The 14,421-nt window shown below is 62.7% G+C and carries 18 protein-coding genes; 14 read left to right on the forward strand and 4 right to left on the reverse strand.

The window, feature by feature from the left end:
• Positions 1–85: 85 nt before the first annotated feature.
• The 7 genes from OOJ09_RS03980 (at position 86) to OOJ09_RS04010 (ending at position 5,418) form a co-directional block, all read left to right on the forward strand.
• Positions 86–850, forward strand: coding sequence for an SDR family oxidoreductase (locus OOJ09_RS03980; protein ID WP_269903924.1), 765 nt, complete (start codon positions 86–88; stop codon positions 848–850).
• On the forward strand, positions 847–2,913 hold the full coding sequence (gene uvrC / locus OOJ09_RS03985; RefSeq protein WP_269903925.1) for an excinuclease ABC subunit UvrC: 2,067 nt from the start codon (positions 847–849) through the stop codon (positions 2,911–2,913). The genes OOJ09_RS03980 and uvrC overlap by 4 nt, the downstream gene beginning before the upstream one ends.
• A 3-nt stretch (positions 2,914–2,916) precedes the next feature.
• Positions 2,917–3,159 (forward strand): hypothetical protein, encoded by a 243-nt coding sequence (locus tag OOJ09_RS03990; RefSeq protein WP_269903926.1) that lies wholly within the window; start codon positions 2,917–2,919, stop codon positions 3,157–3,159.
• 33 nt (positions 3,160–3,192) lie between these two features.
• Positions 3,193–3,789, forward strand: a complete 597-nt coding sequence (gene pgsA / locus OOJ09_RS03995; protein WP_269903927.1) for a CDP-diacylglycerol--glycerol-3-phosphate 3-phosphatidyltransferase — start codon at positions 3,193–3,195, stop codon at positions 3,787–3,789.
• 1 nt (position 3,790) lies between these two features.
• Complete coding sequence (gene moaD, locus OOJ09_RS04000; RefSeq protein ID WP_269903928.1) at positions 3,791–4,048, forward strand: molybdopterin converting factor subunit 1; 258 nt, start codon at positions 3,791–3,793, stop codon at positions 4,046–4,048.
• A 2-nt stretch (positions 4,049–4,050) separates the two neighbouring features.
• A complete protein-coding gene (locus tag OOJ09_RS04005) occupies positions 4,051–4,527 on the forward strand; it encodes a molybdenum cofactor biosynthesis protein MoaE (protein ID WP_269903929.1) in 477 nt (158 codons plus the stop codon).
• 126 nt (positions 4,528–4,653) lie between these two features.
• Positions 4,654–5,418 carry a YbaY family lipoprotein gene (locus OOJ09_RS04010; RefSeq protein ID WP_269903930.1) on the forward strand — a complete coding sequence of 255 codons (765 nt, stop codon included), beginning with the start codon at positions 4,654–4,656 and terminating at the stop codon, positions 5,416–5,418.
• 73 nt (positions 5,419–5,491) lie between these two features.
• Here the strand turns inward: OOJ09_RS04010 and OOJ09_RS04015 are convergent, their stop codons facing one another.
• Positions 5,492–6,097, reverse strand: coding sequence for a class I SAM-dependent methyltransferase (locus OOJ09_RS04015; RefSeq protein WP_269903931.1), 606 nt, complete (start codon positions 6,095–6,097; stop codon positions 5,492–5,494).
• Between the two features lie 244 nt (positions 6,098–6,341).
• A complete protein-coding gene (gene ndk / locus OOJ09_RS04020) occupies positions 6,342–6,764 on the reverse strand; it encodes a nucleoside-diphosphate kinase (protein WP_023701900.1) in 423 nt (140 codons plus the stop codon).
• Between the two features lie 293 nt (positions 6,765–7,057).
• On the opposite strand from ndk, the gene OOJ09_RS04025 reads away from it, so the two are divergent.
• A complete protein-coding gene (locus OOJ09_RS04025) occupies positions 7,058–7,318 on the forward strand; it encodes a DUF2934 domain-containing protein (RefSeq protein WP_269903932.1) in 261 nt (86 codons plus the stop codon).
• A gap of 84 nt (positions 7,319–7,402) precedes the next feature.
• Here OOJ09_RS04025 and OOJ09_RS04030 read toward each other — a convergent pair whose 3' ends face one another.
• Positions 7,403–8,095, reverse strand: a complete 693-nt coding sequence (locus tag OOJ09_RS04030) for a glutathione S-transferase family protein (protein ID WP_269903933.1) — start codon at positions 8,093–8,095, stop codon at positions 7,403–7,405.
• A 60-nt stretch (positions 8,096–8,155) separates the two neighbouring features.
• On the opposite strand from OOJ09_RS04030, the gene OOJ09_RS04035 reads away from it, so the two are divergent.
• Complete coding sequence (locus OOJ09_RS04035) at positions 8,156–8,668, forward strand: DinB family protein (RefSeq protein WP_269903934.1); 513 nt, start codon at positions 8,156–8,158, stop codon at positions 8,666–8,668.
• Between the two features lie 29 nt (positions 8,669–8,697).
• On the opposite strand, the gene OOJ09_RS04040 is transcribed toward OOJ09_RS04035, so the two are convergent.
• Positions 8,698–9,639: a LysR substrate-binding domain-containing protein gene (locus tag OOJ09_RS04040; RefSeq protein WP_269903935.1), complete on the reverse strand. Its 942-nt coding sequence runs from the start codon at positions 9,637–9,639 to the stop codon at positions 8,698–8,700.
• A gap of 111 nt (positions 9,640–9,750) precedes the next feature.
• Here OOJ09_RS04040 and OOJ09_RS04045 point away from each other — a divergent pair, with 111 nt between their 5' ends.
• The 5 genes from OOJ09_RS04045 to OOJ09_RS04065 all read left to right on the forward strand — a co-directional run bounded on the left by OOJ09_RS04045 (position 9,751) and on the right by OOJ09_RS04065 (position 14,296).
• Positions 9,751–10,584, forward strand: coding sequence for a hypothetical protein (locus OOJ09_RS04045; protein ID WP_269903936.1), 834 nt, complete (start codon positions 9,751–9,753; stop codon positions 10,582–10,584).
• A complete protein-coding gene (locus tag OOJ09_RS04050; protein ID WP_269903937.1) occupies positions 10,578–11,480 on the forward strand; it encodes a DMT family transporter in 903 nt (300 codons plus the stop codon). Before OOJ09_RS04045 ends, OOJ09_RS04050 begins: the two co-directional genes overlap by 7 nt.
• Positions 11,473–11,676 carry a hypothetical protein gene (locus OOJ09_RS04055; RefSeq protein WP_269903938.1) on the forward strand — a complete coding sequence of 68 codons (204 nt, stop codon included), beginning with the start codon at positions 11,473–11,475 and terminating at the stop codon, positions 11,674–11,676. The genes OOJ09_RS04050 and OOJ09_RS04055 overlap by 8 nt, the downstream gene beginning before the upstream one ends.
• A 152-nt stretch (positions 11,677–11,828) precedes the next feature.
• Entirely contained in the window at positions 11,829–12,281 is a 453-nt protein-coding gene (locus OOJ09_RS04060; protein ID WP_269904065.1) for a MucR family transcriptional regulator, read from the forward strand.
• 137 nt (positions 12,282–12,418) lie between these two features.
• Positions 12,419–14,296: an ABC-F family ATP-binding cassette domain-containing protein gene (locus OOJ09_RS04065; RefSeq protein WP_269903939.1), complete on the forward strand. Its 1,878-nt coding sequence runs from the start codon at positions 12,419–12,421 to the stop codon at positions 14,294–14,296.
• Positions 14,297–14,421 lie beyond the last annotated feature (125 nt).

Genomic DNA, 14,421 nt, shown 5'->3' on the forward strand with positions numbered 1-14,421 from the left:
CCCAAGGTGCGAACGCCGTTTAACGCATGCCGGGCCATATTTCGCCAGCGCCGTTTTCCCGGCCCAAATTGAGGATCGACAGCATATGAGTAAAGCCACTGCCACGGCGCTGGTGACTGGCGGGGCAAAGCGGATCGGCAGGGCGATCGTCGAGGATCTCGCCGCCCACGGATTTGCCGTTGCCATCCACTGCAATCGCTCACGCGCCGAGGGAGATGCATTGGCCGCCCGGATCAACCAGGCCGGCGGTCGCGCTGCGGTTATCGGCGCCGACCTGACCGATATGGATGCTGTCGGCGGTCTCGTCGGCCAGGCGGAAGCGGCGCTCGGACCGATCTCGCTGCTGGTCAACAATGGGTCGCTGTTCGAGGACGATTCGGTTCTGGATTTCGACTGGCGGGCCTGGGACCGGCACTTTGCCGTGCATGTGAAGGCGCCGGCGCTGCTGGCACAGAACTTCGCACGGGCGTTGCCGGAGGGACAGGAGGGGCTGATCGTCAACATCATCGACCAGCGGGTCTGGCGCCCGACGCCACGCTATTTCTCCTATGCGCTGTCGAAGTCGACGCTGTGGATGGCCACGCAGATGATGGCGCAAGCGCTCGGTCCGCGCATCCGCGTCAACGGCATCGGTCCGGGCCCGACCCTGAAGAACGCTCGCCAGGACGACAGCGATTTTGACGCGCAGGTCGAGGGCTTGATCCTCAAGCGCGGCCCGCAATTGTCGGAATTCGGTGCCACCATCCGCTATCTCTGGGAAGCCCGCTCCGTCACCGGCCAGATGATCGCGCTCGATGGCGGTCAACACCTTGCATGGCGGACGCCCGATGTGACAGGCATGGTGGAATGAGTCCTGTAGACCACAAGAACAAGCCGCGCGGCGGCGCCGACGATCTGCCCCCCGATATCGACCTCGAGGACGAGGCGGTGGAGGAGATCGTTGAACCCGCTGGTCCCGACGTAGCGTTCACGGCAATCGACTGGACGCCGCATGCCGGCGACGCCGAAGGCATGGTCGGTGCCGAGGTGATCCAGACGCTGGTCAAGCGCCTGCCCAACGCGCCCGGCGTCTACCGCATGATGAACGCCGCTGGTGACGTGCTCTATGTCGGCAAGGCGCGCAGCCTGAAGAAGCGCGTGACCAACTACGCGCAGGGCCGCTTCCACACCAATCGCATCGGCCGCATGGTGCGCGAGACGTCGACGATGGAGTTCGTCGTCACCCGCACCGAGATTGAAGCGCTGCTGCTTGAAGCCAATCTTATCAAGCGCTTGCGGCCGCGATTCAATGTCCTGATGCGCGACGACAAGTCGTTTCCCTATATCCTTCTGACCGGCGACCATGTCTCGCCGGGCATCTACAAGCATCGCGGCGCGCGGTCGCGCAAAGGCGATTATTTCGGCCCCTTTGCTTCGGCCGGCGCCGTCGGACGAACCATCAATTCGTTGCAGCGCGCCTTTCTGCTCAGGAGTTGCACCAACTCGTTCTACGAGAACCGCACGCGGCCGTGCCTGCTCTACCAGATCAAGCGCTGCGCCGGCCCGTGCACCGGCGAGATATCGCAGGAGGATTATGCCGAACTTGTCGATGAGGCGAAGGATTTCCTCTCCGGCCGCAGCCAGAAGGTGAAGACGGAAATTTCCGCCGCCATGCAGCAGGCTTCGGAGGATCTCGATTTCGAGCGCGCCGCCATCTATCGCGACCGGCTCGCGGCCCTGTCGCATGTGCAGAGCCATCAGGGCATCAATCCGGCGACCGTCGACGAGGCCGATGTCTTCGCCATCCATCAGGAAGGCGGCCAGGTCTGTATCCAGGTGTTTTTCTTCCGCACCGGCCAGAACTGGGGCAACCGTGCCTATTTCCCAAAGGCCGATCCGGCGCTGGAAGCTGCCGAGGTGCTGGGCTCGTTCCTGGCGCAGTTCTATGACGACAAGCCGACGCCACGGGCGATCCTCCTGTCGCATGGCGTCGAGGACCAGGAACTGCTGGCCGAGGCGCTGTCGACACGAGCCGGCCGCAAGGTCGCGATCCTGGTTCCGCAGCGCGGCGAGAAGAAGGATTTGACCGACAACGCCTTGCAGAATGCACGCGAGGCGCTCGGCCGCCGGCTGGCCGAAACCTCTACGCAAGCGAGGCTGCTTGCCGGCTTCGCCGAGACCTTCGGCCTGCCCAAGCCGCCGGTGCGCATCGAGGTCTACGACAATTCGCACATCATGGGCACCAACGCCGTCGGTGCCATGGTCGTCGCCGGGCCGGAAGGCTTCGTCAAGAACCAGTACCGCAAGTTCAACATTCGTTCGACAGAGATCACGCCGGGTGACGATTTCGGCATGATGCGCGAGGTGATGGAGCGGCGTTTTTCGCGGCTGCTCAAGGAACATGGCGATGTTGCGCCCGACGACGCTGTGGCAGCCGGTGCAACCGATGATATCGAGGAGGACGTCTCCGGCAGTTTCCCGGCCTGGCCAGATGTCATCCTGATCGACGGCGGCCAGGGCCAGATGACGGCGGTGCGCAAGATCCTTTCGGATCTCGGCATCGAGGACCGCGTCGTGGCGATCGGGATCGCCAAGGGCCAGGACCGCGATGCCGGCCGCGAGCGCTTCTTCGTCAGGGGCAGGGACTCGTTTTCACTGCCGGTTCGCGATCCGGTGCTGTATTTCGTCCAGCGCCTGCGCGACGAGGTCCACCGCTTCGCCGTCGGTTCGCACCGGGCCCGCCGAAAGAAAGAAATGGTCAAGAGCCCGCTCGACGAGATCAGTGGCATCGGGCCCGGCCGCAAGCGCGCCCTGCTTCTGCATTTCGGCACCGCCAAGGCGGTCAGCCGTGCCGCCATCGAGGATCTGAGGAAAGTCGACGGCATTTCCGAACAGGTTGCCAAACTGGTCTACAATCACTTCCACGAGAGCTGATGCATGTCGCCCAAAAGTGCGCAGCGGTTTTGGGATAACGACATGCACGAAAGGGAAGAATGCATGTCGCCCAGAAGTGCGCAGCGGTTTTGGGACAACGACATGCACAAAAGGGAAGAATGCATGTCGCCCAGAAGTGCGCAGCGGTTTTGGGACAACGACATGCATCACACTTTAAGGAGGTTTATCGCCATTTTCGGCTGGCCAATCGATTTTGGCCTGTTGACCCCCCACATTCGCATCTGATTTGAGTACGCAGGCAGAAAGAGTCCCCAAGACATGGCCAAGCGCGCGTTCAACCTGCCCAACATGCTGACCTACGCCCGCATCATCGCGGTGCCGCTGGTCGTGCTGTGCTTTTTTCTGGAGGGGCACCTGAAATCGAGCGACTTCGCCCGCTGGTCGGCGCTGATCATCTTCTTGCTCGCTTCGGTTACGGATTACCTGGATGGCTATCTGGCGCGCGCCTGGCAGCAGACCTCCAACATCGGCAAGATGCTTGACCCGATCGCCGACAAATTGCTGGTCGCCACCTGCCTCTTGCTTCTGGCGGCCGACACCGATCGCCATGCAGGCATCGCCGGCTGGTCGCTGTGGGCCGCGATCATCATCCTGTGCCGCGAAATCCTCGTCTCGGGCCTGCGCGAATATCTGGCGGCGCTCAAGGTCTCGGTGCCGGTGACGCAGCTTGCCAAGTGGAAGACCGCGATCCAGATGGTCGCCATCGCCTTCCTGCTGGCCGGTCCGGCCGGTGACAAGATTTTCCCGCTGACCACGCAGACCGGGCTGGTGCTGCTGTGGATCGCTGCGCTCGTTACGCTCTACACCGGCTACGACTATTTCCGCGCCGGCCTCAAGCACATCATGGATGAGTGAGATGACGACCCGGCTCATCTATTTCGCCTGGGTGCGCGAACGGATCGGCGCATCTGAGGAAGACGTTGAATTGCCTGATGGCATCGAGACGGTCGCCGACCTCTTGCGCTGGTTGAAATCGCGCGGCGAGGGCTACGAGCAAGCGCTGCAATATCCCGATGTGATCCGCGTCGCCATCAACCAGGAACATGTCGACCACCGCGAGAAGATATCGGGCGCGCGCGAGATCGCACTGTTCCCGCCGATGACCGGGGGCTGAAAATGACCGGCGCGGCCGTACCTGTCGTGCGCATCCAGGCGCAAGATTTCGACGTCGCCGCCGAGATTGCCAGACTGACGCAAGGCCGCGCCGATATCGGCGCCGTGGTTTCTTTCTCGGGCCTCTGCCGCGACGATGCAGGCAGCCTCTCGGCACTCGAACTCGAGCATTATCCCGGCATGGCCGAGGCCGAGATCGCTCGCATCGCCGCCGAGGCGGTTCAGCGCTGGCCGCTGCAAGGCCTCACCGCCATCCACCGCCATGGCAAGATTCGACCGGGCGAGAACATCGTGCTGGTGGTGGCCGCCTCGGCGCATCGCCAGGCGGCATTCGAAGCGGCGAACTTTCTCATGGACTATTTGAAATCGCGCGCGCCGTTCTGGAAGAAGGAGCATCGCGCCGACGGCTCCGAGGGTGGTTGGGTCGAGGCCAAGGAGGCCGACGACGAGGCAGCCGGTCGCTGGAAAACGTCAGAATAAAATTCCCGCCAGAGCCATGCATTGACCGCAATCCTTTGGCCAATTGAGCGCGGTTGGTCAGCCTGGGCATTGGCAGCCTGGGGCAGGCATCCCAGGAATTAGCCGCCCGGGGCAAGGGAGATGGTCATGCTGGACAGGATCGCGGAATTCTTCGTCTTCGGTTTTGTGCCGCTGGTCGTCGGCGTGTTGGCCGTGCCGGAACTGTCTGCTGCCGCCGAAAAGGCTGTGCGAGGCGAGGTGATCTATCGCGAGCGCATCGCCTTGCCGCCCAGTGCCGTGCTCTCGGTCCAGCTTGCCGATGTCTCGCTGGCCGACGCGCCGGCCAAAATCATCGGCGAACAGAATATCAAGCCGACCGGCCAGGTGCCGATCAGTTTCGAGATCAAATTCGACCCCTCCGTCATCCAGCCGCAGATGACCTATGCGCTGCAGGCCCGCATCACCGTCGACGACAGGCTCATGTTCATCTCCGATATGCGCCATCAGGTCGATCCGCTGACCGATGTGCCGCAGACCATCATGCTCAAGATGGTCACGCCGAGCACCGGGCCGACCGCTTCCGTTTTTGGTCAGCTCTGGCTGGTCGACTATGTCGACGGCATTGGCGCCATCGCCGCGCCGCAGGCGACGTTCAGGGTCAGCGAGGCCGGCAAGGCAGGCGGCAGCGGCCCTTGCAACACCTATTTCGCCACGGCCAAGGTCGATGGCCAAGCGATCACAATCAGCGAGATCGGCTCGACCTACAAGGCCTGCGCGCCGGAGGTGATGGCCGAGGAAAAGGCGCTGTTCGATGCCTTGGCCAAGGCTGCCTCATACAGTGTCGATGCCGGCAAGCTCGCCATTGCCGACAAGGATGGCCGCGAGATCCTGCGCTTCAGCGCGGCAAGCTGAGGTGTCTTGATGGTCGGGCGCAGGGCCTGGCCACAGATATCGACACTCTGATGTCGGAGCGAAACGGACGCTCTCACTCAGCCTGTTCGAACACGGCGCCGTAGTGATAGGGCGGCACCTCGACCAGTTCGGCGAGCCTGAGGCCGCCCGCCTCGACGGCCGCTATGGTCTGTTCCGGTGACAGCCTCAATTCGGTCCTCGGTCCGCGAGGCTCGCCCAGGACGATCGTTGTTTCGCGCGGACGCTGGTGCCAGTTGACGATGGCGAGACGGCCACCAGGGCTAAGCGTCGCCCGCACCGCGCGTGCCAAACGCGGCCGGTCCGGGACGCCGTGAAAGGCGTTGGCCATGAAGATGAAGTCGGCGGGTCGAGGCGCCAGCCTTGAAAGCTCGTAGGCGTCGCCGGCCACAAAGTCGCAATTCGTCACCCCACTTTGGGTCAACCGGTGCCGAGCGGCTTCGAGCGGATCGGCATCGATATCAATGGCGAGGACATGACGCGCCGTGCTGGCGATCGGCAGCGTGAACCAGCCGTCGCCGCAGCAGAGATCGATCACTTCCATTCCAGGCTTGATCCCCGTTGCCGAAAGCACGGCGGCGGGGTCGGGCCACAGCGCCTCCCACCAGCCGCTGCTCGGCATCTCCGTGCCCTGGAAGAAACCCGGAATGGCACTGGTCATGCTGAGGTCGCTCCAATGTCGGCATTCATCCGCGATATATCTCAACCCTAGTGCAGCGCGGCTCAAATCCTAATGCTCTTTTGCGAGGTCGGCACTGCTGGCACCGATGACTCCGATGCTGCTCAAGGCATACGCACCGGCTGCATGCCGATATGCTGCGGTTGGAGCGCGAAACCTGACCGTTCAGCCAATGAAAAAGGCCGGCAAACGCCGGCCTTTCCAAATCAGACTTGATGATATCGACTCAGCCGACGATCTCGGTGTCCGAGAACCAGTATTTGATCTCCTGCGCGGCGGTCTCCGGCGCATCGGAGCCGTGCACCGAGTTCTCGCCGATCGACAGCGCATGCACCTTGCGGATGGTGCCTTCGGCGGCATTGGCCGGGTTGGTGGCGCCCATCACTTCGCGGTTCCTGGCAATGGCGTTCTCGCCTTCCAGCACCTGCACGATGGTTGGGGCCGACGACATGAACTCCACCAGTTCGCCGAAGAACGGACGATCCTTGTGGACGGCATAGAAGCCTTCCGCCTCGCGGCGGCTCATCCACACCCGGCGCGAGGCGATGACGCGCAGGCCGGCTTCTTCCAGCATCCTGGTGATGGCGCCGGTGAGGTTGCGCCGTGTTGCGTCCGGCTTGATCATGGAAAAGGTGCGTTCGAGCGCCATGGGTCGTCCTTGTCTGAGAATGGAATTGAGAGTGGCGGGCTCTATACAAGCCGCCCGGCCCATTGCCAAGGGGTGAGGAGCGGTCCGCGAAGCGGACGGAAAGCCAATTGCCTGGCTTTGCGAGCGACGAACGCCCGGAGCGATAGCGAAGCGCTGGTGCGGTGCGCGTTTCCATGCCGGGCCGCGCCGATGAGGCGGACCGGCAGCTGTGATCCGATGGCTGTTAAGCAGTGTTTTGCTTGTTATAGTCGGTCGTGGGCGCCCATGCTGAGGTCGACCCGAACGGAGACAGGATGACCATGACAAACGATCGCCAGGAGCGCATTCGCAACCGCGCGCATCAGATCTGGCTGCAAGAGGGACAACCGGCTGGCCAGCATGAGCGCCATTGGCATCAGGCGATAGCCGATGTCGACCAGGAAGATACCGCGGGGACGTCGGCAGCCAGGAAGCCCGCCAAGAAGGCAGTTGGTGCCGGCAAGGCAAAAGCCGCCCCCAAGGAGGCGAAGGCCGCCACGAAGACCAGCAAGCCGAAAAAGGCGGCTGTCAAGTAAGGTTTGGCCATCTCGCTGCTGACCTTTCTCGCAAGAGACTGACCGCTCTCGTGCCGCCTTGCGGCAAGAGCAGGCGTTGCGGCGTCACGCCGCCGCGGCAACCTTCCGCCCCAGCCCGCCATGCAGATCGAGGCAGCGGGCGAACCACTGCGCCACCACATCGCCGGCGTCGAGCAACTGGTAAGGCGAGGCTATGCGTGCCCATTGCAGTGCGCCGAAGACGATGTAATCGGCAAACAGCGGCGACGCGCCACCGATGAATGGCTGATAGCCAAGCATCGACCGCAAAGGCTCCAGCGAGGCTCTGAAGCTGGCGAGCCCGGCATCTCGGGCGGCCATCACGTCTTCCAGCCGCTTGCCAAGCCGCTGCTCCCGGTTCTGACGGAAATAGGCGGCGTTTTGCGTGTCCTGCATGGCATGGAGGTCCATGATCGCGGCGGTCGTGACATAGGGGTGGATGGTCAGTTGCGACCAACGCTCGATGAAGCGCGCCATCGCCTTGCCGCCTTCGCCGCCAAACAGTGTCGGCCGATCCGGATAGGCTTCGTCGAGATAGAGCGCGATGGCGAAGGAATCGGCGACGACCTTCTCGCCGTCGCGGATCACCGGAACGAGTTTCGAGACGCCGCCCTCGACCCCTGGCACTTCGAGGAAGCGCGTCGGCACGGTGCTGACTTCGAGCCCTTTGTGGGCCAGCGCCATCGTCACCTTCCAGCAGTGCGGGCTGAACGGGCGCGCGGTGTCGCGTCCGACGAGATCATAGAGCAGAATGGTCATTGGCGTCAGCGTTCCTGCGGGTTAGGTAGGCCCCCTATCGACGCGAGCCGAGGGGAAGCCATGAGACAGCATTTCATGATGTTTGCGGCCTATAATCAATGGGCCAACAACCGCGTCTATGATGCCGCCGCCGAGCTCGACGAAGAGGAATTCAACCGCGATGTCGGAGCCTTTTTCGGCTCGATGATGGCCACGCTCAATCACCTGCTGACCGCCGACCGCATCTGGATGAAGCGCTTCACTGGCGAGGGAGACGCGCCGACGACGCTGGACGCCATCCTGTACCGGGCCTTGCCCGGCTTGAGGATGGCGCGTGAAGCCGAGGACAAGAGGATCATCGACTGGGTCGGCGGCCTCAGCGACAAGGCGTTGACGGGCCGCTTCACCTACATGACGGTCTCGGACATGCGCACCGTCTCGCAAAGGCTGGCGCCGGCGCTGGACCATGTCTTCAACCACCAGACCCACCACCGCGGCCAGGCGCATGCGATTCTGACCATCCTCGGCCGGCCAAGCCTGGGGTTGGACTTGATGCTCTTCCAGCGCACCGAGGAGGGCAGGGCCTTCGCCTGACCCCGTCAGAGGATTTCAGCAGCGGACGATCAGCTGCTGATCTCGCTGTCCAGCTGGCTCTGCGTCAAAGCCGCCTCCTCCGTGATCCATTGCTTGAACAGCAATGCCTTGCGGGCGGGAGGCGTCTTGTCGGGGCAGACGAAATACCACCCTGCGGTGTTCGGATGGTGGACCGCGAACGGGGCGACCAGTCTCTCGGCGCGAATATCGCTGGCCATATAGGCCCGGTTGGCCACGGCAAATCCCATCCCGGCATTGGCAGCCTCGTAGGACATCATGCACGAATCGAAATAGATGCTTCTGGCCTCCTTGAGCACGGAGCCGGCGCCAGCGAAGCCGAGCCACGATTGCCAGTTGTGGGTGCAGGTTTCGGAATGCAGCAGCGTGAAGTGGCGCAGGTCTTCCGGGGTCACTTTCGTTAGCGGCTTGTCGCCCAGGATCTCGTGGAAGAGCTTCCGGCTGCAGACCGGCGTCAGGTCCTCCTTGAACAGAAGGTCGGCCTTCAGATCGGGAAAATGACCGTCGCCATAGCGGATCTCGATATCGAATTCGGATGTCGCGAATTCGTGCGTCGCATAGGAGGTGGAAACGCGCATCTCGATGTCGGGGTACTGCCGCTGGAAGAGCGGCAGACGCGGAAACAGCCAGCGCGCGGCAAAGGTCGGCAGCACCGATATCTTCAACACATGTTCCTGCGACTGCCCAGTCGCTTCCATGCTGGCGGCGACGATCCGTTCCAGGGCCTCGCGCACACGCGAGACATAGGTCTCGCCCTCCGGCGTCAGCGACACCGCATTGCCGCCGCGTTGGAAGATCTTGAAGCGAAGCTGGTCCTCCAGGCTTTTGACGCGCTGGCTGACCGCCGAGGCGGTGATGAATTGTTCTTCGCCGGCGCGCGTGAAATTCCTGTGCCTCGCAGCACTCTCCACGATCTTTAGCGAATTGAGGTTGACCTGACTGAGCAGACGCACGGGCTCGACCTTAAGCTGGGCTTACACTAGCACCAGCATTCCTAATTTTACAGGGGCTGCTAATTTAATCAACTGTTTACCAAGTGTTTGCCCCTCACTTGGAGAAGTACAATGAACGCCCATACCATTCCCGAACTGCGCTATGCGATGAGCCGCGAAGCCATCATCGGCCACGAAACCGCGTGGAAAGTGTCGAGCTTCGGCGTCGCGCAGTATCTTCACGGCTATGACCCGGCACTGCTTGCCGCTATTGAGGAGGCCGCTTTGAAGCTCAAGGCCAGCCATGCCGTGCACAAGCACCTCGATCTGACCTTCATCACCGGCGCCGACCGTTTCATCCCCGAAATCAAGGAATTGCTGCACGACAAGCTGCGTCTGGAGCGGCTGTCCGACATGATGGGCACCAAGTTGGAACCCTATCCGCTGTCGATTGTCGGTTCGACCGTCACCTTCATGAACCCGAAGGACGGCGCGGTGGAATGGCATTGCGACGGCGTTCCCGTCACCGAGCTCATTCCGCTGTCGATCAGCAATCCGTTGGTCGGCGGCCATCTCGAAATCTACTGCGACGACTCGGAAACCGGCCGTGCCATCCTCGAATCCGGCCGCGAGATCCCGCGCAACCGTGTCATGCGCATCGACCACAAGATGAACTATGCCACGCTCGGGCAGTTTCTTGGTGTCCTGCATCGCACGGCGCCGATTCGGTTCGGCGAGCGCGTCACGCTGGTGCTCAACCAGCGCTCCGTTGCCAAGCCCTATGTCGACGACAACCGGATGTTCTATCTTGCCGCCGACAACGACCACGACCGCGAATGGGTCAACGAACTGGCCGAGGATGTGTGGACCAACCAGTTGCCAGCCTATCGCCAGTTCGAGGCGGAACGTCCCGTTCCGGTGTCGCCCGAGGCGCCGGTACCTGGCGGAGCCAGGGAATCATGGTAGCCAGATCCGCGCTGGTCTTCGCCGCCGGCGCGGTGGCCTTGTGGTCGACCAATGCGTTGGTCGGCAAATCCCTGCTGGCGAGTCACCCGGTATCGCAGGTGCAATTCCTGCAGTTTTCGGGAGCCGCGCTTGTCTTCGCCGTCATCTGGTTGATGAATCGGGAAGACGCGCCGCAAAGGAACGGCGCGCCGGGCGCAACCGCCGCCGCCTGGATGGGATTGGCTCCGATCGGCGTCGGCATCATCGGTCTCGTCGGCACGATGGTGCTGCAATACCTGGCCTTCGCTTCGATGCCGGTGATCGAGGCCAATCTGGTGGCATACACCTGGCCGTTGATGGTCGCGGCGGCGGTGATCGTGCTCGAAAATCCGCGGCGACCGGCATTGTTGGGCCTTGCCGCCGTCCTAGGGTTCGTCGGCGTTGCGCTGGTGATTTCGGGAGGGCGCGACCAGTCCTGGCTCCAGGGCGATCTGGTCGGCTATCTTGCGGCATTCGGGTCTGCGCTGTGCATGGCTTTCTATTCGGTCATGGTGGGAAGGGTTGCTGCTTCGCCGGATCGCTTGCTGCTGCCGTCGTCGCTGTTCGGTGTCGCCTTGACGTTTCTGTGGAGCGCGCGCCACGGCGTCGCCTGGCCCTCCGGCACGGACCTGGCTCTCGGGCTTTATCTGGGCGCCGGTCCGATGGGGCTGGGCTACTATTTCTGGTCGCGCGCCCTGAAGCTCGAAGGCAGCGGCAAGGTCGCGGTCGTCGCCTATCTCACGCCGATCGCCTCGACGCTGCTGCTGACCCTGTCCGGCGAGCGGATGACGATGACCGCCATTGCCGGAGCCGTCCTCGTCATCGGCAGCTGTGTCGCGGTCGGCATGGAACGTTCGGAGGCCGAAAACCATGTTTGACGAAAACGAACGTCTCGCCAGGCAGGAAGCGCATTGGCTGATCAAGGAGTTTGGTGCCGAGGCGCCGCTTTACGCCGCGATGAAGGCCGAAAAGGCGATAGAGCAAAAGGATTTCGTGCGTTGCGCCCGCTGGAAGCGTATTCTTGAGATATTGACCGACAGCCCGACTGCCAAGTCTGCTTCCGCGAAGTATTAGATTTTCTAATTTGCGCGACGTCGATTTTCGATGAAAACATTTTCTACGAGTCTTGATTCCTTGTTGAGACTTGGCGGTCCGTTGGGGGGTGCGGTTAGAGACATACATCGACATAAGTCTTCGCTGGGGTGCATGACTTTGTCGCAAATAGGATGAAAGATTTGTCAAATATCGATGATAAGACCGTTATCGAGCTGACGGCTGATATTGTCTCGGCCTATGTAGGCAACAACCCGCTTCCGGCTTCCGGCTTGCCTGAATTGATTGCCAGCGTCAGCGCTTCGGTTCGGAAACTGGCCGGTGCGGTTGTCACGGAAAGCCCAAGCCTGGTTCCGGCCGTGAACCCGAAGAAGTCGGTGTTTCCCGACTACATCGTCTGCCTTGAGGATGGAAAGAAGTTCAAGTCGCTCAAGCGGCACCTCAGGACAGACTATGGCCTGAGCCCGGACGATTATCGAGCCAAATGGGGGCTGCCGCCGGACTATCCGATGGTCGCTCCAAGCTACTCGGCAACACGTTCGGCGCTGGCAAAATCGACGGGACTTGGCCGCAAGCCCGCCGCGCCGCCCGCCGCGACCAAGGCAAAGCGCAAGACCACTGCCTGAGCGCGGCTTTGGCCGTATGGCAAGTCACTGAACGGCTACCCTGACGGCGCTGTAGCAGGCGTCGTTTTCAGGCCTTGTGCGGCCAACTGGCCCGCAAGGCCTTGCGAAGCGTTGATGTCCGGTGCAAAAGCGCCGCCATGCTTGTTATCTCAGACCTTTCGCTCCGCATGGCCGGACGCCTGCTTCTCGACCACGCCTCGCTGACCTTGCCGGCCGGCACCAAGGCCGGCCTTGTCGGCCGCAATGGCACCGGCAAGACGACGCTGTTCAAGGCCATTACCGGCGATTTCCCCTCCGAGACCGGGTCGATCAGCCTGCCTAAGAATACGCGGATCGGGCAGGTGGCGCAGGAAGCGCCGGGCACCGAGGATCCGCTGATCGAGATCGTGCTCAAGGCCGACCTCGAACGCACGGCGCTCCTCGAAGAGGAAAAGACAGCCACCGATCCGCACCGCATCGCCGATATCCACATGCGGCTGGCCGACATCGACGCGCATTCAGCCGAGTCGCGCGCGGCAACCATCCTGGCCGGCCTCGGCTTCGACGACGCGGCGCAGCGGCGTCCGGCCTCGTCCTTTTCCGGCGGCTGGCGCATGCGCGTGGCGCTCGCCGCCGTGCTGTTTTCCGAGCCCGACCTTCTGCTGCTCGACGAGCCGACCAACTATCTCGATCTCGAAGGCACGCTGTGGCTGGAAAACTACGTGTCGAAGTATCCGCACACGGTGCTGCTGATCTCGCACGATCGCGATCTGCTCAACCGCGCCGTCAACTCGATCGTTCATCTCGACCAGAAGAAGCTGACCTTCTGGCGCGGCGGCTACGATCAGTTCGAGCGCCAGTACACCGAGCAGAAGGAGTTGCAGGAGAAGGGGCGCGTCAAGCAGGAAGCCGCTCGCAAGCACATGGAATCCTTCGTCGAGCGCTTCCGCGCCAAGGCCTCCAAGGCGAGGCAAGCGCAGTCGCGCATCAAGGCGCTGGAGAAGATGAAGCCGATCGCGGCCATCGTGAACGACACGGTCCGGCCGTTCTCCTTCCCGGTGCCGGTCAAGACGGTGGCCTCGCCGATCATCGCGCTGAACAATGTCAGTGTCGGCTATACCGAGGGGCAGCCGATCCTGAAGAAGATGACGCTGCGCATCGATGCCGATGACCGCATCGCGCTGCTTGGCGCCAACGGCAACGGCAAGTCGACCTTCGCCAAATTGCTGTCCGGCCGGCTGAAGCCGGAGAGCGGCACCATGACAGTGGCGCCCGGGCTGAAAGTGGCGATCTTTGCCCAGCACCAGCTCGACGACCTCCGGCCGGACGAAAACGCCTACGAGCATGTCCGCCGGCTGATGCCGGAGGCGCCGGAATCGAAGGTGCGCGGCCGCGTTGCCCAGTTTGGTCTCGCGACCGAGAAGATGAACACCGCCGCAAAGGACCTGTCTGGCGGCGAGAAGGCGAGGCTGCTTATGGGCCTGTCCGCCTTCGAGGGGCCGAACCTGTTCATCCTCGACGAACCGACCAACCATCTCGACATCGACAGTCGCGAATCGCTGATCCATGCGCTGAACGAATTTCCGGGTGCCGTGATCCTGATCTCGCACGATCGCCACCTGCTCGAAGCGACCGCCGACCGGCTGTGGCTGGTCAAGGACGGCGCGGTCAATCCTTATGATGGCGACCTGGAGGACTACAAGACGCTGGTCACGGGCGTGTCCGGCGATCGCCGCGGCAAGCGCGAGGCCGACAAGGCGTCAAAAGCCGACCGCCGCCGCGACGCGGCGGCACGCCGCGCCGCCTTCGAGCCGCTGGCCAAGGAAATCCGCGCCACCGAAGCGCTGATGGACCGCATCCGCAAGCGCATCGACGGCATCGAGGACGAATTGGCCAACCCGGCGATCTATGAAAAGGATCCCTCGACCGCGACGCGCCTTGCCAAGGAGCGCTCGCAGCTCGCCCAGACGCTGGCCGGCCACGAGGAAAAATGGCTGACCATGTCGGCCGAGTATGAGGAAGGCACGGCGGAATAGGGGAGCATGATCTTGCCCGCAAGGGGGAGATCGGCAGCGTCGGCGTCGGCGCAGATAACCTGCTGTCGCTAGCCCGATCCGCAGCAGATCTTCGCAGCGGACGGCAAGCCGGCGCCAATCTGGCC

It is taken from the genome of Mesorhizobium qingshengii, assembly GCF_027563465.1.
Taxonomy (GTDB): domain Bacteria; phylum Pseudomonadota; class Alphaproteobacteria; order Rhizobiales; family Rhizobiaceae; genus Mesorhizobium; species Mesorhizobium qingshengii_A.